23 protein-coding genes and 1 pseudogene are annotated in these 23,049 nt (G+C 33.6%); 19 read left to right on the top strand and 5 right to left on the bottom strand.

Translation table 11 applies throughout. The features are described 5' to 3' along the window. The first annotated feature begins 64 nt into the window (after positions 1–64). The 9 genes from RBB48_RS12690 to RBB48_RS12650 all read left to right on the top strand — a co-directional run bounded on the left by RBB48_RS12690 (position 65) and on the right by RBB48_RS12650 (position 5,192). Positions 65–406: an ASCH domain-containing protein gene (locus RBB48_RS12690; RefSeq protein ID WP_088064152.1), complete on the top strand. Its 342-nt coding sequence runs from the start codon at positions 65–67 to the stop codon at positions 404–406. Next, a complete protein-coding gene (locus tag RBB48_RS12685) occupies positions 403–798 on the top strand; it encodes an NUDIX hydrolase (protein WP_088064151.1) in 396 nt (131 codons plus the stop codon). Before RBB48_RS12690 ends, RBB48_RS12685 begins: the two co-directional genes overlap by 4 nt. Before the next feature lie 86 nt (positions 799–884). Beyond that, the gene (locus RBB48_RS12680) at positions 885–1,505 is read left to right on the top strand and encodes an acetate uptake transporter (protein WP_000070936.1); all 621 of its coding nucleotides are present in this window, start codon (positions 885–887) and stop codon (positions 1,503–1,505) included. Between the two features lie 139 nt (positions 1,506–1,644). Then, positions 1,645–2,088 carry a flavodoxin gene (locus RBB48_RS12675; protein ID WP_001062763.1) on the top strand — a complete coding sequence of 148 codons (444 nt, stop codon included), beginning with the start codon at positions 1,645–1,647 and terminating at the stop codon, positions 2,086–2,088. A 16-nt stretch (positions 2,089–2,104) separates the two neighbouring features. After that, on the top strand, positions 2,105–3,004 hold the full coding sequence (locus RBB48_RS12670; RefSeq protein ID WP_088064150.1) for a WD40/YVTN/BNR-like repeat-containing protein: 900 nt from the start codon (positions 2,105–2,107) through the stop codon (positions 3,002–3,004). 216 nt (positions 3,005–3,220) lie between these two features. Further along, positions 3,221–3,421 carry a cold shock-like protein CspB gene (gene cspB, locus RBB48_RS12665; protein WP_001179147.1) on the top strand — a complete coding sequence of 67 codons (201 nt, stop codon included), beginning with the start codon at positions 3,221–3,223 and terminating at the stop codon, positions 3,419–3,421. Positions 3,422–3,613: 192 nt separating this feature from the next. Further along, positions 3,614–4,459 (top strand): exonuclease, encoded by an 846-nt coding sequence (locus RBB48_RS12660; RefSeq protein ID WP_088064149.1) that lies wholly within the window; start codon positions 3,614–3,616, stop codon positions 4,457–4,459. A 192-nt stretch (positions 4,460–4,651) separates the two neighbouring features. Next, positions 4,652–4,813 carry a hypothetical protein gene (locus RBB48_RS12655; protein WP_088064148.1) on the top strand — a complete coding sequence of 54 codons (162 nt, stop codon included), beginning with the start codon at positions 4,652–4,654 and terminating at the stop codon, positions 4,811–4,813. Positions 4,814–4,844: 31 nt separating this feature from the next. Further along, the gene (locus tag RBB48_RS12650; RefSeq protein WP_137014375.1) at positions 4,845–5,192 is read left to right on the top strand and encodes a hypothetical protein; all 348 of its coding nucleotides are present in this window, start codon (positions 4,845–4,847) and stop codon (positions 5,190–5,192) included. A gap of 393 nt (positions 5,193–5,585) precedes the next feature. On the opposite strand, the gene RBB48_RS12645 is transcribed toward RBB48_RS12650, so the two are convergent. After that, entirely contained in the window at positions 5,586–6,677 is a 1,092-nt protein-coding gene (locus RBB48_RS12645; protein ID WP_000345047.1) for a DUF3900 domain-containing protein, read from the bottom strand. Between the two features lie 117 nt (positions 6,678–6,794). After that, positions 6,795–7,121: a hypothetical protein gene (locus RBB48_RS12640; protein ID WP_046957795.1), complete on the bottom strand. Its 327-nt coding sequence runs from the start codon at positions 7,119–7,121 to the stop codon at positions 6,795–6,797. Between the two features lie 376 nt (positions 7,122–7,497). On the opposite strand from RBB48_RS12640, the gene RBB48_RS12635 reads away from it, so the two are divergent. Both RBB48_RS12635 and RBB48_RS12630 read left to right on the top strand, forming a co-directional pair. Beyond that, complete coding sequence (locus RBB48_RS12635; protein WP_000488977.1) at positions 7,498–8,409, top strand: VanW family protein; 912 nt, start codon at positions 7,498–7,500, stop codon at positions 8,407–8,409. A gap of 192 nt (positions 8,410–8,601) precedes the next feature. Then, positions 8,602–9,510: a VOC family protein gene (locus RBB48_RS12630; RefSeq protein ID WP_106383417.1), complete on the top strand. Its 909-nt coding sequence runs from the start codon at positions 8,602–8,604 to the stop codon at positions 9,508–9,510. Positions 9,511–9,531: 21 nt separating this feature from the next. Here the strand turns inward: RBB48_RS12630 and RBB48_RS12625 are convergent, their stop codons facing one another. Further along, positions 9,532–10,449: a GNAT family acetyltransferase gene (locus tag RBB48_RS12625; RefSeq protein ID WP_106383418.1), complete on the bottom strand. Its 918-nt coding sequence runs from the start codon at positions 10,447–10,449 to the stop codon at positions 9,532–9,534. Beyond that, positions 10,446–10,964, bottom strand: a complete 519-nt coding sequence (locus tag RBB48_RS12620) for a GNAT family N-acetyltransferase (protein ID WP_306007728.1) — start codon at positions 10,962–10,964, stop codon at positions 10,446–10,448. The genes RBB48_RS12625 and RBB48_RS12620 overlap by 4 nt, the downstream gene beginning before the upstream one ends. 290 nt (positions 10,965–11,254) lie before the next feature. Here RBB48_RS12620 and RBB48_RS12615 point away from each other — a divergent pair, with 290 nt between their 5' ends. From RBB48_RS12615 to RBB48_RS31675, 3 genes and pseudogenes are all read left to right on the top strand, one after another. Further along, complete coding sequence (locus RBB48_RS12615) at positions 11,255–11,932, top strand: MgtC/SapB family protein (RefSeq protein ID WP_088064142.1); 678 nt, start codon at positions 11,255–11,257, stop codon at positions 11,930–11,932. A 202-nt stretch (positions 11,933–12,134) separates the two neighbouring features. Continuing rightward, a complete protein-coding gene (colA, locus tag RBB48_RS12610; protein ID WP_306007727.1) occupies positions 12,135–15,050 on the top strand; it encodes a collagenase ColA in 2,916 nt (971 codons plus the stop codon). Between the two features lie 18 nt (positions 15,051–15,068). Next, a pseudogene (locus RBB48_RS31675) lies at positions 15,069–15,257 on the top strand (beta-channel forming cytolysin); the annotation flags it as partial. 250 nt (positions 15,258–15,507) lie between these two features. Here RBB48_RS31675 and RBB48_RS12605 read toward each other — a convergent pair. Continuing rightward, a complete protein-coding gene (locus RBB48_RS12605; RefSeq protein ID WP_306007726.1) occupies positions 15,508–16,761 on the bottom strand; it encodes a sensor histidine kinase in 1,254 nt (417 codons plus the stop codon). Between the two features lie 783 nt (positions 16,762–17,544). Between RBB48_RS12605 and RBB48_RS12600 the strand changes: the two genes are divergently transcribed. From RBB48_RS12600 to hlyIIR, 5 genes are all read left to right on the top strand, one after another. Next, positions 17,545–17,985 carry a hypothetical protein gene (locus RBB48_RS12600; protein ID WP_088608873.1) on the top strand — a complete coding sequence of 147 codons (441 nt, stop codon included), beginning with the start codon at positions 17,545–17,547 and terminating at the stop codon, positions 17,983–17,985. 436 nt (positions 17,986–18,421) lie between these two features. Continuing rightward, the gene (locus tag RBB48_RS12595; protein ID WP_088608872.1) at positions 18,422–18,715 is read left to right on the top strand and encodes an ArsR/SmtB family transcription factor; all 294 of its coding nucleotides are present in this window, start codon (positions 18,422–18,424) and stop codon (positions 18,713–18,715) included. A gap of 441 nt (positions 18,716–19,156) precedes the next feature. Next, positions 19,157–20,392 (top strand): N-acetylmuramoyl-L-alanine amidase, encoded by a 1,236-nt coding sequence (locus tag RBB48_RS12590; protein ID WP_087984035.1) that lies wholly within the window; start codon positions 19,157–19,159, stop codon positions 20,390–20,392. 302 nt (positions 20,393–20,694) lie between these two features. Further along, a complete protein-coding gene (gene hlyII / locus RBB48_RS12585; protein ID WP_306007725.1) occupies positions 20,695–21,933 on the top strand; it encodes a hemolysin II HlyII in 1,239 nt (412 codons plus the stop codon). A gap of 399 nt (positions 21,934–22,332) precedes the next feature. Beyond that, positions 22,333–22,938: a hemolysin II regulator HlyIIR gene (hlyIIR, locus tag RBB48_RS12580; protein WP_000520491.1), complete on the top strand. Its 606-nt coding sequence runs from the start codon at positions 22,333–22,335 to the stop codon at positions 22,936–22,938. Positions 22,939–23,049: the final 111 nt, after the last annotated feature.

The raw sequence follows: 23,049 nt of genomic DNA, 5'->3' as shown, positions 1-23,049 counted from the left end.
TTGTATGAATTGGTAATGCACAAAAATAGTAGTAGGCGTAATGCATAAAAAAGGAGTGGAATGAATGATATACGAAATGGGATTATATAATAAACCTTTTCAATCAATTCAATTAGGAAAAAAAGTATATGAAGTACGTTTATACGATGCAAAACGTCAACTTATAAAACAAGGCGATCATATTGTATTTACGCACCTTACGACAGAGGAAACGATGACTGCCAAAGTAACGGAAATAAAACGATACGAAAGCTTTAAAGCGATGTACGAACAAATTGATAAAAAATTATTGGATTGTGAAAATGATAGTTTAGAGGAAATGCTAGAAAGTACATACAAAATATATACGAAAGAACAAGAAGAAAAGTGGGGAACAGTTGCGATTCGTATTGAGGTAATAAAATGATAAGAAATCGCGGCGCGGCTATCATTGTGCAGGAAGGGAAAATCGTACTTATAAAACGTATCCGAGAAGGAGAAATATATTATGTTTTTCCGGGAGGAGGAATTGAAGAAGGAGAAACACCTGAAGAGGCAACGAAGCGAGAGGCTTATGAAGAGTTAGGGGTACATATAAAAGTGGAGCATCTCATTGCAAAGGTGGAGTATAAGGGAACGGAGTATTATTTTAATGCCCATATTGTAGGTGGAGTTTTCGGAAGTGGTAAAGCTGAAGAATTCGAAATGAAAGATAGAGGGAGTTATATTCCATTATGGTTGCCGATACACGAGTTGGAGAAAGTGAATATAAAACCGTATGAAGTGGTCGGAAGTATATGTAATCATTATAAAAAGTAAGGTCTGACAACATACAAAAAAAACCATTGACATAGCCTTCTGATTTAAGTATTGTATTCGAGTATGTTTATAATCAGGAGGTTTATATGAGCAATCAAACAACTACACATCATGTGAAAATGACAACAGCAGATCCATCTGGAATTGGTCTATTTGGATTAGCGATGGTAACACTTGTAGCATCATCTCAAAAGTTAGGCTTAACAGATGGCGTTTCACTTGTATTACCGTGGGCAATCTTTTTAGGAGGATTTGCACAAATCTTTGCGTGCATTCACGATGCAAAGCATAACAATACGTTCGGTACAACAGCATTCGGTGCATACGGCCTATTTTGGTTAGGTGTTGGAATGACTTGGTTAATTCAACTTGGAGTATTTGGCGAAAAATTAGCACAAGCTGCAGATTCAAAACAGCTGGGTGTAGCCTTTATTGGATATTTGATTTTCACAATCTTTATGACAATTGGTGCAATGGAAACACATAAAGTATTATTTATGATTTTCGTCCTTATTGATTTCTTATTTATTGGTCTTTCATTAAGTACTTTAGGTGTTATGCCACATGCAATGCATAATTTAGCAGCGTATTCTGAACTATGTATTTCATTATTATCTTTCTATGGTTCAGCAGCAGCAGTGTTAAATACACACTTCGGTAAAGTTGTATTACCAGTTGGAAAGCCGTTTGGTATTTTTAAAAAGTAATAAAAAAGCACAGGTGATTGTATAGTCATCTGTGCTTTTTTATATGGAATAAATAAAAATGAAAAATATAATTGAAATTGATTCTCATTATTAATATAATGAGAATGAGAATCATTTATTGTAAGAGGGGGATGCCGAAGTGGCAAAAATTTTAATAGCTTATGCAAGTATGTCAGGAAATACAGAGAGTATTGCTGATTTAATAAAAGTTAGTTTAGATGCTTTTGATCATGAAGTAGTATTGCAAGAAATGGAAGGCATGGATGCTGAAGAATTATTAGCCTATGATGGAATCATTTTAGGATCTTATACGTGGGGCGATGGTGAATTACCGTTTGAGGCGGAAGATTTCCATGAGGACTTAGAAAATATAGATTTATCAGGAAAGAAAGTAGCGGTATTCGGATCAGGTGATACGGCGTATGAACTATTTTGTGAAGCGGTAACGATATTTGAAGAAAGACTTGTAGAACGCGGTGCAGAGCTTGTACAAGAAGGATTGAAAATCGAACTAGCTCCAGAAGATGAAGAGGATGTTGAAAAATGCAGTAATTTTGCAATTGCATTTGCTGAGAAGTTCTAAGAATGGGAGTGTCAACGTGGAGACAATGTTAAGTGCGACCGCTATTACAAAGTTAAGAGATGGAAAACTTATGTTAGCTACTACATATAATGGCTTATTTATTGAACGAGACGGAGAATGGAAACAAATATTAAAAGGTTTTCAAAAACGAATTAGGGATTTACATAGCGAAGATAATGTAGTGTATGGTGTAGGTGACGAAGGGATTTTTATTCGTAGTATGAATGGTGGAGAGAACTGGACGGTTCAGCGTTTTCCAACAAAAGCAACGAGTTGGAATGTGTGTAGTAATGTACAAGGAACAGTCATTGCTCATGGAGATAAAACGTTGTATCGTTCTAATGATTTTGGTTCGACATGGGAAACCATTCATCCATTTCTTGAGTATGGTGGCGGGGCACCATCTATTCGATCGTTATTTTTATATAAACATTACTTATTTATCGGTACGAAAATACATGCTAAATATGGTGGGGTTTGGCTCTTTAATTTGGAGACACGTAAATTAAAGAGGATTAAAATCGTGATGAATCAGATGATCTCAGCGTTGACTGTACACAATTCTTATATAGTAGCAGCGAGTGGATCGTGCAAGGGGATTAGCGGGAATATTTCTTTTTGTAAAATAGATGAAAGTATTGAGAGTGAAAAAACATATTGGCACACATGTCAAAGTGAGCAGAAAGCAAGTAGCTATTTAGCCTTGAGTGTAGATCAACATGTGCTATATACAACGTCAACGCAAAATAAGGCGGGGATTAGTACGGTTTGTCGTGTACTTTTAGAAGAAGGACTTGTTACAGTATGTGACTCAGTTAAAGGGCATGGCTGGCGCATCGTTAACCAAAAAGAGGGTTATGTTGTAGCTGGATCAGGTGAATCAAAAGCGATGCAGTGGAAGAAAAAAATTATATAGCAAAAAAAACTTTACTTTTATTATATTGATATGATATAGTTACTTTAAACCATTTTACTTTTAATAATATAGAGATTTAAATGAGCTGTAACTTCCGAGGAGGATAGCAATGTTAAATCTCCTCTGGGGTTGCAGTTTTTTAATGTTTGAAGTATTATTGTAAAGTGGTTGAAAATGAATATGTACATATAGGTACATTGTAGGAGGATTTTTTAAATGCAAAACGGTAAAGTAAAATGGTTTAACGCAGAAAAAGGTTTCGGTTTCATCGAAGTTGAAGGCGGAGAAGACGTATTCGTTCATTTCTCAGCTATCCAAGGCGACGGCTTCAAATCTTTAGAAGAAGGTCAAGAAGTTACTTTCGAAGTAGAACAAGGTAACCGTGGACCTCAAGCTACAAACGTTAACAAGAAGTAATTACGGAAAAAAGAAGGGCTTGCCCTTCTTTTTTTTGCATTTTTATTGAATAACCTCCTATGTACATATAATAATGAGATTAAATTTTCGTTTATTAGACGAAGTATTTCATGCATAAAGTGTATGAATGAATAAATAAATACTGAAAATAGAGTATGTGTGTGAAAAGGAATTTAGAAAGAGGTAAATAAATTGGAAAACGCTACACATTTTATTGTGTTCGATATAGAGAGAAATTTCAGGCCGTATAAATCAGAAGATCCGTCAGAGATAGTTGATATCGGAGCTGTAAAAATAGAAGCAAGTACAATGAAGGTAATTGGAGAATTTTCGGAGTTAGTAAAGCCGAGTGCACGACTCACTCGTCATACGACAAAATTAACGGGAATTACAAAGGAAGATTTAATTGGTGTGGAGAAATTTCCGCAAATTATAGAGAAATTTATTCAATTTATCGGAGAAGACTCTGTATTTGTTTCATGGGGAAGAGAAGATTATCGTTTTTTATCTCATGATTGTACGTTACACGGTGTAGAATGCCCATGTATGGAAAAAGAGAGCAAATTTGATTTGCAGAAGTTTGTTTTCCAAGCGTATGAAGAGTTATTTGAGCATACACCAAGTTTACAATTTGCAGTAGAACAGCTCGGTTTAACGTGGGAAGGGAAGCAGCACCGAGCTTTAGCGGATGCTGAGAATACAGCGAATATACTTCTTAAAGTATATAGCGAGAGAGACATTCGTAAACGGTACAAAAGACATGGTGAGCTTGAACTTGTAGAGAACGGAAAACTAACAGAAAAAGCGAAAAAAAAGATGCGAAAATGGGTATTTAAAGAAATGAGAAAAAATACAGAGCGTCCTTTCGTTTGGAGTGCATTTGAAAATAGTGACACGTGGGAAAGTATAACAGAAAGATATTATATAAGTGAAGCTACAGTAGAACTTTTGAAAAAGCATTTTCGTACGGCGGTTAGAAAAGCGGAAAGACAGATTAGGTATTTGGCTGAGATGGAGGAGAATGTAGAGGTTAAATGACATTCTCCTCTATTTCTAGCTACATAAATTTAACGTCATTGTACTGATGGATGAATAAAGTATTCATATTAAATAGGAATTGAATTGTTGTGATTGGGCCATTATAATTGCTTTGAAAATTAAGGTGTGGTAAGAATTTTTAAATACATTCATAAAATTAGAGCCCATAGAAATGAAAGAGGGTAGAGTTAAATGGAAGCAATCTTTAACATTGTAACAGTTTTAGTTTTTGGGATAATATTTACCACGCTATTAGCAGTAATTACACTTCCTTTCATAGCAAAGAAGAAAAATTGGAAAACGCTTAATATATCTTTAAATCATGGTGTATTAAAGGTTAAAATCGAAGAGTAAAATATGAGTTTTATACAAGGGAGGTGTGATGGTGATAGACTTGGATATTAAAGACGTCGCCGTAAAGATGGAATTAAACGGAGTCTTTTGGAATGAGGATGGGATTGCTGAAATGACCGTGACTACAAAAGAAGAGCATTCTCTTCTTCTTCGTCTAGTAGTTGACTTAGAAAGTAAAACTATTAGGGCGAAGAGTGCCGAAATAGTGAATGGATTCTGCCCTCTGTGCAAACAGAAAAGGGACGAATGTAGTGAACTTAATGACTTACAAAACAAAATGGATATTTTAGAAGAAGCTTACGATTGGGTGAGAGAGCATCCAGAATATCGTTTTCAATTATCTTTTTACGAGTACAATAAATTTGAGGTAGTGAAGTGAAATTTTCATTTTACCAATATACATAGTGACTACTCTAATGGAAATACACTTGTACAACAAGGAAGGAATCTACTGGATTCTGCAACAATTGTTATCTTGGATTAAAAATAAGCATATTTTGTTTTAAAGCAGAAAAACCGATTCTTAGAAGAATCGGTTTTTTTATATAACGGTCAACTATGTCCCAAATAAAAGAGCGTTTGTTAACAGCGCTCAGTAAAAATAGTTATATGGAAGGATTTATCCCGCATTAACGGGCAGTAAGACCCCCCACCTTAAAATTCAGCTGAAGCAACGAAGTTAGGTGGGGGATCAACTGCCCGTAAAAGCCCGATTGGTGAGGGCTGATAATCAGTGGGGATGAACAAAACCCCCACTGATTAAAGTTTCACTTTATTCAATCCCGTTCGGATCGTAAGAATACTGTTGCTTATTCTCAATCCGCTCAATCACATCTTGCAATTCATCTGGCTTCAGAAATTCAATCGGAGAGAAGCCTTTCTCAAACGTAAGTGTATCAGCTTCAATCATTAATACGTATCGGTCATTTACCTTTGCGATATGTATTTGATCCCCGAAATCAGCAAGCAGGGCCTTTACGGAGATGTGGTCTGCTTTTAGCTTTAATTCCACTTCAGGAGCGTGCTCGACGATTTGAGCGGTAGCTTCCATTACTTCTTCGGTTGAAAATTGTTCCATAATTTCGCGTTTCGGACTGGCAGCCCATACTTCCATTGCTTGGTCGAATTGTTCGCGTTCTTCCGTACCTTCTTCAAATACATCTTCAATTTGGTCGTATACCATGTCCATTACTTGTGTTTTCATAATTTCAGGCATAGAGCGTTCGTACTCGACGAATTTTAAGAAGTCCTCAAAATAACGGGCGTGAGATGCTTGGTGAATTTTTAGTTCGCCTACTTCGACCATACCTTCTTCAGGCATGTACGGATATTGGATAGATTTCATGTTTTTTGTTGTGATGGCCATTTCAACGTTACGAATCAGTGTGGATTCATCTGAAATAGAAGCGACTTTCGGTTCGAAGTCACATTTCATAACGAAAACGAATGGATCATCAAAGTATTTGCGTAGTTTTGCTTGCGCAATTAAAAATACACCACCGCGTACAGCGCTTGTGTCCAGATATGTATAAACGAGAGGTTCACTCATATCTTTGAAGTTTTCTTTTGTTTCCGCAAAGCGAATGCGATTAAATAGGTTGTAATGAGGGTTTGAATCAAGTTCGTGCCCTTCTTCTACAATGAAGCGACCGATCTTTGTCGGAGCTTGTTCTGTTTTCGCATGACGTTCTACTTTTCGCTTTGAAATTTTTAATAATTCACCATTCAAAAATTCTTTTAAGGAGCTATCTTCATACTCTTCAGCGTCTAACGTTTGAAAATGTTTGTAGCGTTTATCAACAGCTTCACCTTTTCCTTCTACTTGTACAACATAAAAGGAAAGATAATTTATTTCAAAATCCATATTTATCACCTTGTTTCATTTCATTAACTCTTATCAGTATAGAGATGGAGAAAACTTTCGTCAATTTATATAAAGGAAGGGGGAGCCCCTTCCTTTATATATTTTTTACTTTCGAAATTAAAATCCGTCTTCTAATGCTGAAAATGGAATGTTTAGTCTGTTTTCTATTGTACGTAAACGCTGGTTTAAGCGGTTTAATCTACGTGTATGACGCTCAACCGTGTTTTCTAATTGACGTACTCTTTGCTCAAGTTCATTTACTCGTCTTTCTAGTTGACGGTTTCCAGTACCAGGAAAAGAGATTGGAAGTTGGAATTGTCGATTTTGATCATATGGATTAACTTGTTCTACTGGATCTATATATTGTTGGTATTGTGCTTGTAAATCATATTGAGGCTGATAAGCATTTTGGTTATATGGATCGTATGGATTGTAGGGGTACATAAAACATCCTCCATTTCTTTAAAATAGGTTAATTCACCATAATGTATGTGTAAAAGCGGAGTGTGGCACGGCAAATACCTATTTATGTTCACAGGATGTTTCTTTATAAATAAGAATATGGAGTTTTACATTTGTATTTCTTTTGTTTTATGGTATATACTGGATAAAAAGGTGAGGTTACATAAAGGTTACAATTCTATCGAACTCCAACTTTTATGTAAATATGTATAGACATTTAGAAAAGAAAAGAGTAATTTATATAGAGTAAAAAATAACTTGTAACATTTTATAAATATATTGTAAAATGATTGTAACAAAACATACATAAAAATGAAATAATACATAAAAGTAATATTGGGAAAAAGGGGAGAGTATATTGTTCCGTAAAGTAAAGGGTATATTAGTTGGGGTGTTATGTGTAGCTATAGTGAGTGGTTGTGGTGCAAAAGTAAGTGATGTTGCATTAGTAAGCGATATTGGTGGCCACACGGTAGAGGCTAAAGCAGAGGTACAGGATTCTATTAGTTTAGTAGATGGTCGTACTGGTACGGAAGTGAAAAAGCTAGATTTATCGAGTCTAGGTTATTTTGAAGACGAAGCAAAATTTAAAAAATCGGTAACGAAGGTTGCTAGCGAGGTTGGAAAAAGCGTTGACAAAAAGATGGTCCCTTCACGTGTAGCACCTGATGGAAGTTGGCAAGAAGGAAAACCTTCTTATGAATTAATGGAAAAAGAATTAGTAGATAAATTATTAAACGTTGGCATGTGGGATTCTTCATATCAATTACCTATTGTTGAGAAAAAGCCTATCGCAACATTAAGTGATGCGCAAGGAAGTGGTACGGTAATTGGTAGATATGAAACGAATTTAGGTGGCTCAGCAGGTGGCCGTATTGAGAATATTCGCTTGTCAGCAGCGAGCATAAATGGAGTTGTATTAGCAAAAGGAGACAGTTTCTCTTTCAATGCATTAATTGGTGATACAACGCCAGATAAAGGATATCAACTAGGAAAAGAAATTGTAGATGGTAAATTAGTAGATGGATACGGCGGTGGTGTTTGTCAAACATCATCAACATTATACAATGCAGCAGATCAAGCTGGTTTGAAAATGGTAGAGAGAACGACACATTCTAAAACGGTAGGTTATGTTCCACAAGGAAGAGATGCTACAATTGCATATCCATACTTAGACTTAGTGTTTGAAAACACGAATGATGCACCTGTGAAACTTTATATGGGCATTCAGGGTGGAAAGTTAGTTGCCGAAGTACATAAAATGAAATAAGAGTTACAGCATACTGTTTTTGTAAAGTCACATTTTCTGAAAGTTAGAAGAGGTGACTTTTTTATTATGAAAATAAAAAAATGCGTGTAAATTCTGACTTTTCTTATTTACATAGGATGATTTTAGTTGTATCCTTCATAGTAACGGTTATATGAAATAGGAAAATATCGGGATAAGGAGATGGAGTAATTCATGGTACAAATTCATCCGAAAACACGTATTGGTCATGTTGAATTTAAAGTGCAAGATTTAGAGCGCCAAATTGCATTTTATGAGAATGTAGTAGGCTTAGAAGTAATTAAGCAAGAGGAGAATAAAGCATATTTATCAGGAAAAGGTGGAAAGAACACGTTACTTGTTCTTGAAAAATTAGAGGACGGGGTACTGCAAGAACCGCGTACGACTGGTATATATCATGTAGCCTTTTTAGTTCCGACTCGTGAGGCTTTTGCTTCGGCATTATTTGGTGTAATTCGTAATAAGAATGTAATTGATAGTCCGGCTGAGCAAGAAGGACGTTATACATATTCAAATGAAATTTTACCGATCTCAAGGTTTAATAGTGCAAGTGATCATACATATAGCGAAGCGTTTTATTTACAAGATTTAGAGGGGAATGGCATAGAAATTTATGCAGACCGCCCGCGTGATCAATGGGGAGAAGGACCAGGAGGAAGTACGCCGCTAGATTTAAAAGAACTGGCAACGCTCGTTGATTATGAGGTTGATGGATTACCTGCTAATACTGTCGTTGGGCACGTACATTTACGAATAGCAGATGTAGAGAAGTCACACGAGTTTTATGTAGAGACAGTAGGATTTGAAGTGCAACAGCGTGAAGATGACTGCTTATTCATTTCTGCAGGAGGATATCATCACCATATAGGTGCAAATACGTGGAACGGAGTAAATAATCCACACCCACCCGCACATGCAACTGGACTTAAAGTGTATACAATTGTATTACCACATAAAGAAGCGTTAGATGAAGTGAAAGAAAGATTAATAGAAAAACAACATAAAGTAAACGAAGGTACAAACGGATTTACAGTAGTAGATCCTAGTGGTATTACAGTGCAGTTTGAAATAGAGAAAGCATAAAAGAAGTCGGAAGGTGTATAATCACTTTCCGACTTCTTTTTGGTACGTAATCCAAGTAGCACAAGGGTTAAAAGGAAAGGATTTTAATAATTCCATTGCATATATACTCGTTGAATCGAATTCACCTTGAATGAAAGAATAACCGTGTTTACTTGCATACATAGCTTGTTTGAAAACGAGAAGTTTCAGTAAGGATAAATTTTCTGTAGTGTGAGTCCCACACCATCCTAGTTCTACCGTATTATCCTTTTCTGATGTATGGAGGAAAGAGTACGCAATAATTTTATTCTCTTCATCTATCATTACAAAGCTCCCATCTAGTAACACATCATCAGTTAAGATCTGTTCTTTCCAAGTTTCGAGCGGGTATGAGGCAACGGGATTTGCTAAGTGAGTATCCTCATAATTCGTTTTTACTAAGTGAGCTAGCTTTTCAAAGGAGCTATTATTGGATAGGATGATTGATAAGCTTTGTACATCATAATTTGAATGAAGCTTTGTATCGATAGCTATGATTTTGCGTACTTCTAATATCGGCATATATGTTCTTCGGATTTCCATAAAATTATGTTCTTCATAATAGGCTTTTAAATGAGCCGATGTTCCCCATATAGAGGTTTGTAATGGTAGTTTGAAGTTTTCTCGTTTTTGAACCTCGTTTAATAAAAATTGTTCAATGTGTACCTCTGAATAGAACGGATTTGTATACATTCGAAAGTATGTGCAGTATGGATGGAAGTTACTGTTCCACGTGAAAAAGACGCCTACTACATCTTTTTTATAGTAGGCAATATACGCACATTTTGTTTTATTATCTCGTAATAAGTTAAATAGATAAGAGTCTTCATTGTATAAATCAATAAGTTGTTTTACTTTTAGCTCATTACTTCTACTATATTTCTCTATAACAAGATTATTTTCATCGGATGACTTCTTCATAGCTCAATCCAAAATCTTCTTACTACATTTCCATCTTCCTCAATGAAATCATCATCACGAAGCCCGCCGTTATGTAAAATTGTTTTTTCTGAAGCTGTATTCACTTCGTCGCAAACGACAAGTGCTTTCGTAATGTTTAATTCCTTCGTTTTTTCTAGCGATAATTCTAATAACTTCGTAGCATAACCTTTTCTTCTTTCAGAAGGGCGAATGCCATAACCGATATGACCTCCAGCGTTAAATAAATGCTTGGTTAAACTATGACGTATATTAACAGCTCCTACAATTTTATTTTCATCTGTAACGAGCCAATACGTAGAGTCTGGTACCCAAGATTCAGGGAGGTTTATTCCGTTATGCGCATCGAGCAATTCTTGAATCATAGCCGGAAAGTTAGAAGGGTCCTTTGAAATAACCCACGGAATCATCGTTTCACCGCTATCTTTCCATTCGTTATAAAAATCTAAGTATTCTTCTTGTAAATCGATAGTAGGTGTAAGTAAAGAGACGTTCATTGTTAGTAAGCTCCTTTATTTATTTAGTATGTATAAAAAAATACGGTATAAAATGTAAGCGTTTTCTTAACTTTCTCAACCTCATTTCATGTAATCCACCTTTGTTTTTTAAGAAAATTAGTGGAGTTTTAAAATTAGAAGTTATTTATTTTATGTTAATATTTAAAATATTAACATAAAACGGTCAGAGTATTAAGTGTATTTTAGCAAAATTCCTTCATATCGATAAAAGGATGTGTGTGATAATTTTTGTTTTATCTATCTATAATGAATGAAAGGGGGAAGGGCTCGTGAGTGTAAATTTTGATTTGATTATACGAATCGGTGTTGCGGGTTTGTTAGGAGCAATAATCGGTATTGAAAGGGAAATTCGATCAAAAGAAGCGGGATTAAAAACACATTTCCTAGTAGCGGTAGGAAGTGCATTAATAATGGTCGTTTCGAAATATGCTTTTTCAGATATTATGAATGAGGAACATATGGCTCTTGATCCGAGCCGTATTGCAGCACAAGTTGTAAGTGGAGTAGGGTTTTTAGGTGCAGGTACAATTATTATTCAAAAACAGGCAGTGAAAGGATTAACGACAGCGGCTGGTTTATGGGCTACAGCAGGAATTGGATTAGCAATTGGGGCTGGCATGTATGTAGTAGGCATTGGAGCGACGATTCTAGTTTTAATTGGTTTAGAGATTGTGAGTCGTATTTTTAAGGTGCAATTTTTATTTCCGCAAAATATAACAGTGCAAATGTGTATAAATAAACATGAGGCGGTACAACAAATAGTAGAAACGCTACAAGTGAAAGGTATTCCAATACTGTCATATGAAGTGGAAGCTTTGCAGCGAGGTACAGAAATAGTTTATAAGGTAGGGATGCAGCTGAAAAATATATCGTCAGAAGAAAAGAATGAATTTATTCAGCATATGCAAGCATTACCGGAAGTTACGTTTATAAAGTTAAAATCATAGCGTTGAAAACGAGGATAGATATAGCAGGAATTTCGCTATTATCTATCTTTTTTGATATAAAATTCACATAAAGTCAAGTGTTAATTTTGCGCGGTATGGATACATATGTGAACGTTCCCTTATTTTTTCTCAATACAGAATAAAAAGTAAGAATAGTAAAATAATGGTGCGGGACACTAAAAAATGTAAGGTAGGGGAGAGCATGAAAGGCTATTCAAAAAAAGTGTTAGTAGGGGTAAGTTTTGCTAGTTTAATGTTAGGGAGTTTTCAAGGGAGCACATTGGCAGAAAGTAAAAAGGGAGAGCAAGTTTCTTATCGGAATGTGCTCAAAATGGAGCCAGTTGGTGTACAACTGCCAATGCAAGAATTAGCTCATTCATCAAAAGTGCTTGAAAATAAGTCTTTTGAGAAAAGGCTACAATTTGCTGATTTGTCGCAAAGGCCACCTGAAGTAAAAAAAGAAAGTAAGCAATTAGCTGCAGCGAAAACTTATACAATTGCTGAATTAAATCAATTAAACAATCAGCAATTAGTAGATCTACTCGTAACAATTGATTGGGAGCAAATTACGGGTCTATTTCAATTTAATAAGGATAGCCTTGCATTCTATCAAAATGATAGTAGGATGCAGGCAATTATTGATAAATTGAAGCAGCAAGGACAAGCTTATACGAAGGATGATTCTAAAGGGATTGAGACTTTAGTAGAGGTATTACGCTCAGGGTTTTATTTAGGATTTTATCATACAGAATTAAGTAAACTAAATGAGCGGAGCTATCATGATAAATGCTTACCTGCATTAAAAACGATTGCGAATAACCCGAATTTCAAACTCGGTACGTTAGAACAAAATAGAGTAGTATCATCATACGGAAAATTAATAGGAAATGCTTCGAGTGATGTGGAAACGATAACATCAGCTGCAAAGATTTTTAAACAATATAACGATAATTTTTCTACATTGGTAGACAATCTTTCAGCTGGAAATGCGATTTACGATATTATGCAAGGTGTTGATTACGACATTCAATCGTATTTGTACGATACGAGAAAAGCGCCGAAAGATACGGTATGGTACCAAAAAATTGATAGCTATATTAATGAATTAAGTCGTTTTGCTTTAATTGGAACGGTGACAGAGAAGAATGGTTGGTTAATTAATAATGGTATTTATTATACAGGTAGACTTGGTACGTTCCATAGTACAGGAACGAAAGGATTGCAAGTTGTAACGGACGCAATGAAAATGTATCCGTATTTAGGAGAGCAATATTTCGTAGCGGCTGAGCAAATTGCGACGAACTATGGCGGGAAAGATGCAAATGGAAATGTTGTGAATTTAGATCAAATACGAGAAGACGGGAAGAAAAAGTATTTGCCGAAAACGTATACGTTTGATGATAGGGCAATTGTTTTAAAGGCTGGAGATAAAGTGACAGAAGAAAAAGTAAAACGTTTATATTGGGCGGCAAAAGAAGTAAAGGCACAATTCCATCGTACAGTTGAAAGTGATCAACCTTTAGAAAAAGGAAATCCTGATGATGTATTAACGATGGTTATTTATAATAGTCCAGCTGAATATCAATTTAATCGTCAATTGTACGGATATGAAACGAATAACGGTGGCCTTTATATTGAAGGAACAGGTACGTTCTTTACTTATGAACGTACGCCAGAAGAAAGTATTTATAGTTTAGAAGAATTGTTCCGACATGAGTTTACGCATTACTTACAAGGTAGATATGAAGTACCAGGGCTTTGGGGACAAGGTAAGATGTATGAGAATGAGAGATTATCTTGGTTTGAAGAAGGGAATGCGGAGTTTTTTGCGGGGGCAACGAGAACGGATAATGTTGTACCGAGAAAGAGCATTATAGGAGGAATATCTTCAAATCCAGCAGAACGTTATACGGCAGAGCGAACGTTAAATGCAAAGTATGGAACGTGGGATTTCTATAATTATTCATTCGCTTTACAATCGTATATGTACAATAAGAGATATGATATGTTTGACAAAGTTCATGATCTTATTAGAAAAAATGATGTAACAGCATATGATGCATACCGCTCTGCATTAAGTAAAGATGCGAATTTAAATAAAGAGTATCAAGACTATATGCAAATGCTAGTCGATAACCGAGAGAAATATAATGTTCCATTAGTATCAGATGATTATTTAGCAACTCACGCACCAAAACCAGTTTCAGATATTGCGGCAGAAATTACAGCAGAAGCAAAATTAAGTAATGTATCAGTTAAGAAAAATAAATCACAGTTCTTTAATACATTTACACTGCAAGGAACGTATACAGGTACTACTGCAAAAGGGGAATATGAAGACTGGAAAACAATTACACAAAACGTAAATGATACGTTAAAACGTTTAAGTGCAAAAGAATGGACAGGCTATAAAACAGTAACAGCTTACTTTGTAAATTATCGTGTGAATGCATCAGGACAATTTGAATATGATGTTGTATTCCATGGTATGAATACAGAAGAAGGTGTTGTGAATAAAGCACCAGTTGCGGTTATAAATGGTCCATATAACGGAATTTTAAATGAAACAATTTCGTTTAAAAGCGATGGATCAAAAGATGAAGATGGAAAAATTGTTGCTTATAAATGGGAGTTTGGTGATGGTACTGTAAGCAATGAACAAAATCCAACTCACGTGTATACAAAAGAAGGAACGTACACGGCAAAATTGACAGTAACAGACGACAAAGGATTAACGAATACTGTTACAACGAATGTAACGGTTCAAAAGAAAGAAGATAACAGTGTAGAAAAAGAGCCAAATAATTCATTCCAAACAGCAAATAAACTGCAATTAAATCAAGTTTTACGTGCTAGTTTAGGAAATGGTGATACGAGTGATTACTTTGAAATAAATGTGGAAACTGCGAAAAACCTACAAATTAATGTAACGAAGGAAAATAATATCGGAGTAAACTGGGTTCTTTATTCAGAAGCGGATTTAAATAATTATGTTACGTATGCTCAGCAAGAAGGGAATAAGTTAGTAGGAAGTTACTATACGTATCCAGGAAAATATTATTTACATGTGTATCAGTATGGCGGGGGAACAGGGAATTATACGGTAGAAGTGAAATAGCAAAAGAGAAATTGTCTTTCAATAAATGGAAATGAATTTAAGCCTATATCAAGTAATGCAGGTTACAATATCAGTTATGAAGATAAAAATTGGTATCTTTATGAATAGTAAAAAGTTAATATTTTAAATAAAAGAATAACTGTAGGTAATGTATCTAATGATATTAAGAAATCAAGTATCAAGAGATCTTATCTTGAAGTTAAGTAGACCTAATCAGTAAATGAGATACAATCGATGAATTATGATTTCATAGAGATGTGAGCAAAGTAATAAAATTTAAGTATATTTGATTTAATTAAAGGACTAGAGTATATCCGTAAAAAAAGATATACTCTGGTCCTTATTACGTTTAATTTATTCACGAAATCAAGATGATTAATGAGTTAAGTAGCGGCATTTTTGAAATTTATTTTAGAAGTTAAATAGAAAAAATAATTATTTTAATAATTCCGTCATATTAGCAAGGGATACTAATGGAAAATCGTGTACCTTGGCCTAATTTACTCTCTATTTCTATATCACCGTTTAATTCTTTAATAATGCTATAAGCAATCATAGTACCAAGCCCAGTTCCTTTTTCTGTTGTTGAATAGAATGGTAAAGCAATCCGCTTTATTTGTTGAGAGGACATTCCAACCCCTGAATCAATAATATCGATTATAATATTACCTTTAATTTTCTGTATATTTATTTGTAATATTCCACCATTTATCATGGCCTCAATTCCGTTTTGCATGATGTTGTTTAGACAGATCCTGAATTTTTCGGGGTCTCCATTTATATAAAAGGAATTTGTACTATTTTGTATTATTTCAACTTTGTATGATAGAGCGAGTGGTGAAATAGTGTCTTTCACTTGATTTAAAATATGATTAATATCTATTTTCTCTTTTAGGGTGTTCTGTGGTTTTGTTAAAGATAAATAGTTATTAATAGTAGATTGTATATGTTGCATTTCAATTAACATGATTTCTAAGTACTGATTCTGAGGTAGCTTAGAGGCATGTTTTTCATTTAACAATTGAGTGAATCCATGTACTGTGGTTAGTGGATTGTGGATTTCGTGTGCAATGGACGCGGCTAGTTCGCTAGCTATATAAAATTTTTCAGCCCGTTGCAGCTTTTCTTTCATTTTATATTTCTCAATCATTCCCTCTATTAAATACACTGATAATAATACTGTAAATATATTAATGATTATATAATTTAATAAAAATTCTATGAGAGTAGAGTCAATTTTACCACCTGTATTTATTTGAGTTACAATACCGCAGATAGAAAGTGAAGTTGTACATACTAAAATAAGAAGCAAGCTTAATAATATCTTTTTTTCTTTAACATACATTGGTAATAAGTAACGAAAGAGCATTGTTATAACAGAAATAATAGTAAAGATAATAAATGATGGAAGAACTCCATTTCCGCCTAAGAAAAATCGATAAGAAAGATATAAAATTCCTATAAAAACAATGTTTTTTGTATTTCCATATAGAAAAACTAATATGATAGGAATAAAACGTAAATCATAAATAAATCCAGCATGTAAATGAAAAGGAAAAGTCATGCAAAAAATAATAGCAATGGAGGAAAGGATAGAAATCAATATATTATTACATGTTTTTTTTTCTTTAAATTCTAGCCAAAATACGTGGTAGCTAAGGATACAAATTATTATTATAAAGGTATTTAATAAAAGAGTAGATATTCCCATAGGTTTGCATCTCCGATAGTTTGTATATTGGATTATGTATGAGTTAAACTTAGATGTTTAGTTATCAGTAGACTTTCTATCTAAAAAAGGAAGAGCGCTTGAAAAAGTACTATAATATTACTTTTATCCCGCATTAACGGGCAGTAAGACCCCCACCTCAAAATTCAGCGGAAGCAAAGAAGTTAGGTAGGGGATCAACTGCCCGTAAAAGCCCGATTGGTGAGGGCTGATAATCAGTGGGGGATGAACAAAACCCCACTGATTAAAGTTTCACTTTATTAGAATTGATAAGGAAGTTAGGAAAAATAATAGATAAAAAAATCTACTTAGATATTTATACATATGAAACTAGAAATTGACTTTTGTATAAGGAAAACTAGGATTGAGTTACTAATAAAATAATAGGATTTTAAGTATGAATATTCTATGAAAAAATATATTTTGTGGATTCTATTTGTAGCCTTCGTTATATTAACATGGAATATACCAAATTATAAAGTGTAAATTTCAAAATTTTTCATTAGTATATTTTATCTAAAATGGAAACGCTATTTATTTGCGTGCTTGGTACTTAATTGTATGAATTCTCGTTAAAAAGATTTTGAAATTTACATGTTTTTTATGAATCATAATACTGTAGCTTTATCAATGTGAGTTTTTCAGTAACTATTAAGGTGTAAAGTTAAAATATATAGGTTTAAAGATATGAATTATTACATAAAAACGCACCTGAAAAAGAATGTATGATGGTAATAGATTACAAACATCAAGGGGGAACTTAAAATGAAGTTAAATAAACTAGTGCTTAGTTGTGGAGTAATTTCAGCATTAACACTTGGTGTGTTAGGAAATAATACTTATGCTGAAGAAATACACAAAACGAATGATACAATTCATATAGTCGAACATGTTCCTGTAGACTTATTATTAACTCAAACAATGGATTATAGTGGAGAGGCTGTAACTTCTTTTGTATATAATGGGAGTGAAAATTTAAGCTTCTTTATGAAAAATAATGGCCAAAATACAATGGGATATAGTGTGAAAGGTCCAAATATGGAGCTAATTGTTGGTGGTTATATAAAACCTGGAGAACAAAAAAATAATGTTACAAATGTACGGAATGCTTTATCTCCATTACCAATTGGAACATATAAAATTTACGTTTCAAATGATGATGGTTCTAAGGGACAATTCCAAGTTGCAGTAAGATCTATGAATTAAATTTAAAACGCTTTGTTTTAAGTTGATTTAATCTTTCCTTATTGGAAAGAAACTAAATTGAATTGAGAATTACCGATCAAAATGAAAACGAGCACCTTATCTAATTTGAGAGGATGTTCGTTTTTTGCTATTAAACAAAAAACAATTACTTCCAACCGCTTATTAATACATTTTCATATTTCCATCGCTAATCTACTAGTTTGTGTCAACGAGAGAATGTCTACTATAAAATAATTTTTTAAAAACAAAATATAATTTGGCTAAAAATTAGAGGGCATCAATTCATTGGAACAGTAAAAGCTGTTTATTGGATGGGTGTCTTTTTTTGTTTAAGAACGAGAATACATTTTCTCAACAGGACAAATGGTAAATATCTATAAGTACTACTTATGAGGATAATTGGAAAATAGAAATTAATAATAAAGGGGAATGCGAAATGACAATATTAATATCTAATAGAGATCTAGCTAACATTCAAGAGGAAGATGTAGATATATTAAAAGTAATGGCACATCCCGTTCGATTGAAAATTGTAAATGAATTAATGCACCATAAACTGTGTAATGTTACACAGTTGACAGAAATATTAGGACTCCCGCAATCTACTGTTTCACAGCATCTATCAAAATTAAAGGGAACCGTGCTCCGTGCAGAAAGACGAGGGTTAGAGATGCATTATTATATCGATAATGTTAAGGCTCGTCAGATTGTAGGAGTTCTAGGTTTGTAGCTAAAAAGAGTACTTTTCAAAAGTGCTCTTTTTAAGATGTGCATTAGGACTTGAAGGAGGCACCAATGCTAGTTTAGAGGGAGTGTGCTTTGAATCAATCTTTGCTTAAAATACGAGATAATTGTTTATATCGTTTAATAATTACTTAATATATTATTAAGTTTGTTACCTTACAAAACTGTAAGGTTATTTCAATTGACACTCGTATATATAAGTAACTATACTAGTTACACAATGTTGGTGAATATATGTAATAGTCTCAATCTATAAGTGTATGCCGAAGGGTTCTTTTCGGAATGATAATTCTATACTAGATTCTTTATCTTATAATAGTGATGACGCCAACTTAATCTATAATTTATTCGAATTCATATTATTTAAAGATTAACTATATTTTACATAATTTACCGACTTGTAATAATTTTTTAGAGGTGCTAAATTTTGAAGAACAAATTAATTGCTACAGGAATTCTTGCTGGAAGTTTACTATCTTATTCTACTAGTATTTTTGCAGATACTCACAAATTTCCAGATGTTCCTGCATGGGCTGACAAATCCGTTACTTATTTAGTTGATAAACAAGTATTGAGTGGTTATCCAGATGGAACTTTTGGTTCAAGTGATACACTAGATAGAGCTTCTGCAGCAACCATTATGACAAGGGCTCTTGGTATACACATTGATTTAAATGCAAAACCATCTTTTAAAGATTCACAAAACCACTGGGGAACCCCTTATATCGCCGCAGCTGAAAAGGCAGGAATAATTAAAGGTGAAGGAAATGGAATATTTAATCCTTCTGGAAAAGTTACTCGTGCTGCTATGGCTACTATGCTAGTGAATGCATATAAACTACAAAATAAAAACACTAGCAATGGACAAAGTAAATTTGAAGATTTAAAGGGACATTGGGGTGAAAAGTTCGCAAATACTTTAATTGATTTAAAAATTTCAGTTGGTACAGATAATGGTTGGCAACCAAATAGGTTCATAACACGCGCTGAAGCTGCACAACTAACCGCAAAAACAGATATGCTTCAATATAGTCAAAGTAATCCTTTAGAAAATAAGACAATAATTATTGATCCCGGACATGGTGGCGCAGATCCTGGAAAAGACACAAAGGGATTACCTGAAAGTAAGATTGTACTTGACACTTCTTTACGTCTACAACAATTGCTTGAAAAACATACACCATTTACAGTTTTACTAACTCGTGAATCTGATACTAGACCTGGACATGATCAAAAAAGCTCTTTACAGGAACGTGTTAAATTTGCTAAACAAAATCAGGGGGATATCTTTATAAGTGTTCATGCAAATGCTTATAATGGTAATGCAAAAGGGACAGAAACATACTACTATAAATCTTCTAAATCTGAAAAAACAAATCCTCATGTGGAAGAAAGTCGTGTTTTAGCTGAAAAAATTCAAACCCGATTAGTAGACGCTCTTCAAACACGTGATAGAGGCGTTAAACATGGCGATCTTCATGTTATAAGAGAAAATGAAATGCCAGCTGTGTTAACGGAACTTGCTTTTATAGATAATGGTATTGATTACAGTAAGTTATCTACAGAAAACGGAAGGCAGGTTGCAGCAGAAGCCATTTATGAGGGGATTTTAGATTATTATGAATGGAAAGGGAATAATGTATCTGAATATAGGTTGCAATAAGTAAATGAAAATATAGTAATTCTCGAAATAAAGAATTCTATAATTTTTTTGCATTTTTTTAAACAACAATTTTAAATATTTATTTAAAATTGTTGTTTAAATCGTTATTATGTGTTTTAATAATATTGATAATAGTTATCAGTAAAAAAAGAGATGGAAATTAGAAAAACAAGTGTTGATAGTTATTGTCATAAAGATTAATAAATTTCTACATTGTAAAGTTATGAACCTATCTCTAGTATTGAGAGCTAAAAGTAATATGTTTATACCTTTTAAATGTTTAAGAAGGAGAGGCTGTCTGTATGAAAAAAACAAATGGAATAGCTAAAAGTGTTGCGGTAGCGTCCGTTATTATGTCTGGATCACTTGGTTTACAAGCAACATCTGTATTTGCAGATTCTAAAGGAACTGTAGAAAATCTTCAAAATGGTGGAAAAGTCTATAATAGTTTTAAAACTACTTATGACATGAAGCAAAATATTAAAAATTCAATAAAGGTTTCTTTTATTGAGGATCCTTACGCAGATAAAAAGATTGCAATTGTTACTACTGATGGTAGTAATATAGATGCTAAATATACAATTAATGGCGGATACTATAACGCAGGTTTAAAGTGGCCATCGGCTTATCATACTGAAGCAGAAATAACAAGTGGTGATAGCGCTCAATTCCATAAAGCTGCCCCAGTTAATACAATGACTTCAGCAAAGGTTACTTCTGAAGTAGGGTATACACTTGGCGGAAGTGTTAAAGTTGGGGTAAATGATAAAGGCCCAAATGCTGATGCAAGTATTACAGGTAGCTTTGCTTGGAAAGAAAGTGTATCTTATGATCAAGTAGACTATAAAACGGTATTAGAGACTCACACAGATAAAAAATTAAATTGGAAAGTAGGATTCCAATCATTTAATTACCCGGAGTGGGGAATTTATAATCGTGATTCATTTAATACTTTCTACGGTAATCAACTATTTATGAAATCACGTAGTTACAATGAAGGAACGAATAATTTTGTTTCAAAAGATACAGTACCAGCTTTAACAGGATATGGTTTTTCTCCTAATGTAGTAGCAGTTATTACTGCAGATAAAACAGAATCTACATCTGATTTAAAAATAACAAATCGTAGAATATCAGATCAGTACAATATCGAATGGGTAAGTTCGAAATGGTGGGGAACAAATAATAAAGATACATATAATGAGTTCTTTACAAACAACTATAAGTTAGACTGGAAAAACCATCAAGTTACTCTTGATAAACAAAAAGCCCTTGAAGAACAAATGAGTAGTATCAACAATGTGAATAACCAACTTAACAAAGGCAAAGGGAAATTATCTTTTTCAATGAATGGAAATCAGCTCAAAGCGACATCTAGCAATGCTGGTTATGGTATTAGTTACGAGGATAAAAATTGGGGTATCTTTGTGAATGGTGAAAAGATCTATACGTTTAATGAAAAAACAACTGTAGGTAATATTTCGAATGACATTAACAAATTAAACATCAAAGGACCTTATATTGAGATTAAACAAATCTAATCAGTAAATGAATTGCAAATGAAAGGGCCAGAGTTTATCTGTAAAGATAGATAAACTCTGGCCCTTATTATTTTTTTCATTCTTATACGCAATTAGAAAAGAACGTGAGGTATTTGAAAGCTATTCATGCCACGCAGGGAGATATTGTTTTAAGTAGGGTGTTTATTTTTATTTCATTTTTAAATGAATTCTTTGTATGATGACATAGGGTAGGCGATGTTCAGGAGATGTTTCTTTTTGAGGAGTATGTTGTGTGGCGAATAGTTTAAAGTAAGCAAGTCTTCATCGGTTGTTAAGTTATTACTTTAAATATATAATTAAACTTCATTAAAAAGATACTCTATTCAAAGTCCTTAGTGGATTTTTGAAGTGAAATATATATTATTTGAGGTGTGTGAAATGGGGAAATCTCGAGAGCAGACGATGGAAAATATTTTGAAGGCTGCTAAGAAAAAATTTGGAGAGCGTGGTTATGAAGGTACGAGCATACAAGAAATTGCAAAAGAAGCGAAAGTGAATGTTGCTATGGCTTCTTACTATTTTAATGGGAAAGAAAACCTATATTATGAGGTGTTTAAGAAATATGGTCTTGCTAATGAGTTACCTAATTTTCTTGAGAAGAATCAATTTAATCCTATTAATGCTCTAAGAGAATATTTAACAGTCTTTATTACACATATAAAAGAAAATCCTGAAATTGGCACATTGGCATATGAGGAGATTATTAAGGAAAGTGCAAGATTAGAAAAGATTAAACCGTATTTTGTAGGTAGTTTTGAACAGTTAAAAGAAATATTGCAGGAGGGGGAGAAACAAGGAGTATTTCATTTCTTCTCTATAAATCATACGATACATTGGATCACTTCTATTGTTTTATTTCCAAAGTTTAAAAAGTTCATTGATTCTTTAGGACCAAATGAATCGAATGATACAAATTATGAATGGATGCCAGAAGATTTGGTGAGCAGAATTATTTCTGCTTTAACAGATAAGCCTAATATGTAAATTACTCATTGTTTATGAATCCTAATTTTCCTGTTAAAAAGCCTAATTTCTCAATGGATTGTAGAGAAATTAGGCTTTTTTGGACACTTCATTCAAATACTTTATAGACTA

It is taken from the genome of Bacillus sp. MMSF_3353 (assembly GCF_030733445.1).
In the GTDB taxonomy this organism is placed as follows: domain Bacteria; phylum Bacillota; class Bacilli; order Bacillales; family Bacillaceae_G; genus Bacillus_A; species Bacillus_A wiedmannii.
Note: the sequence above shows the minus strand (reverse complement) of the source record. Positions and strands in the feature narration are given on the sequence as shown.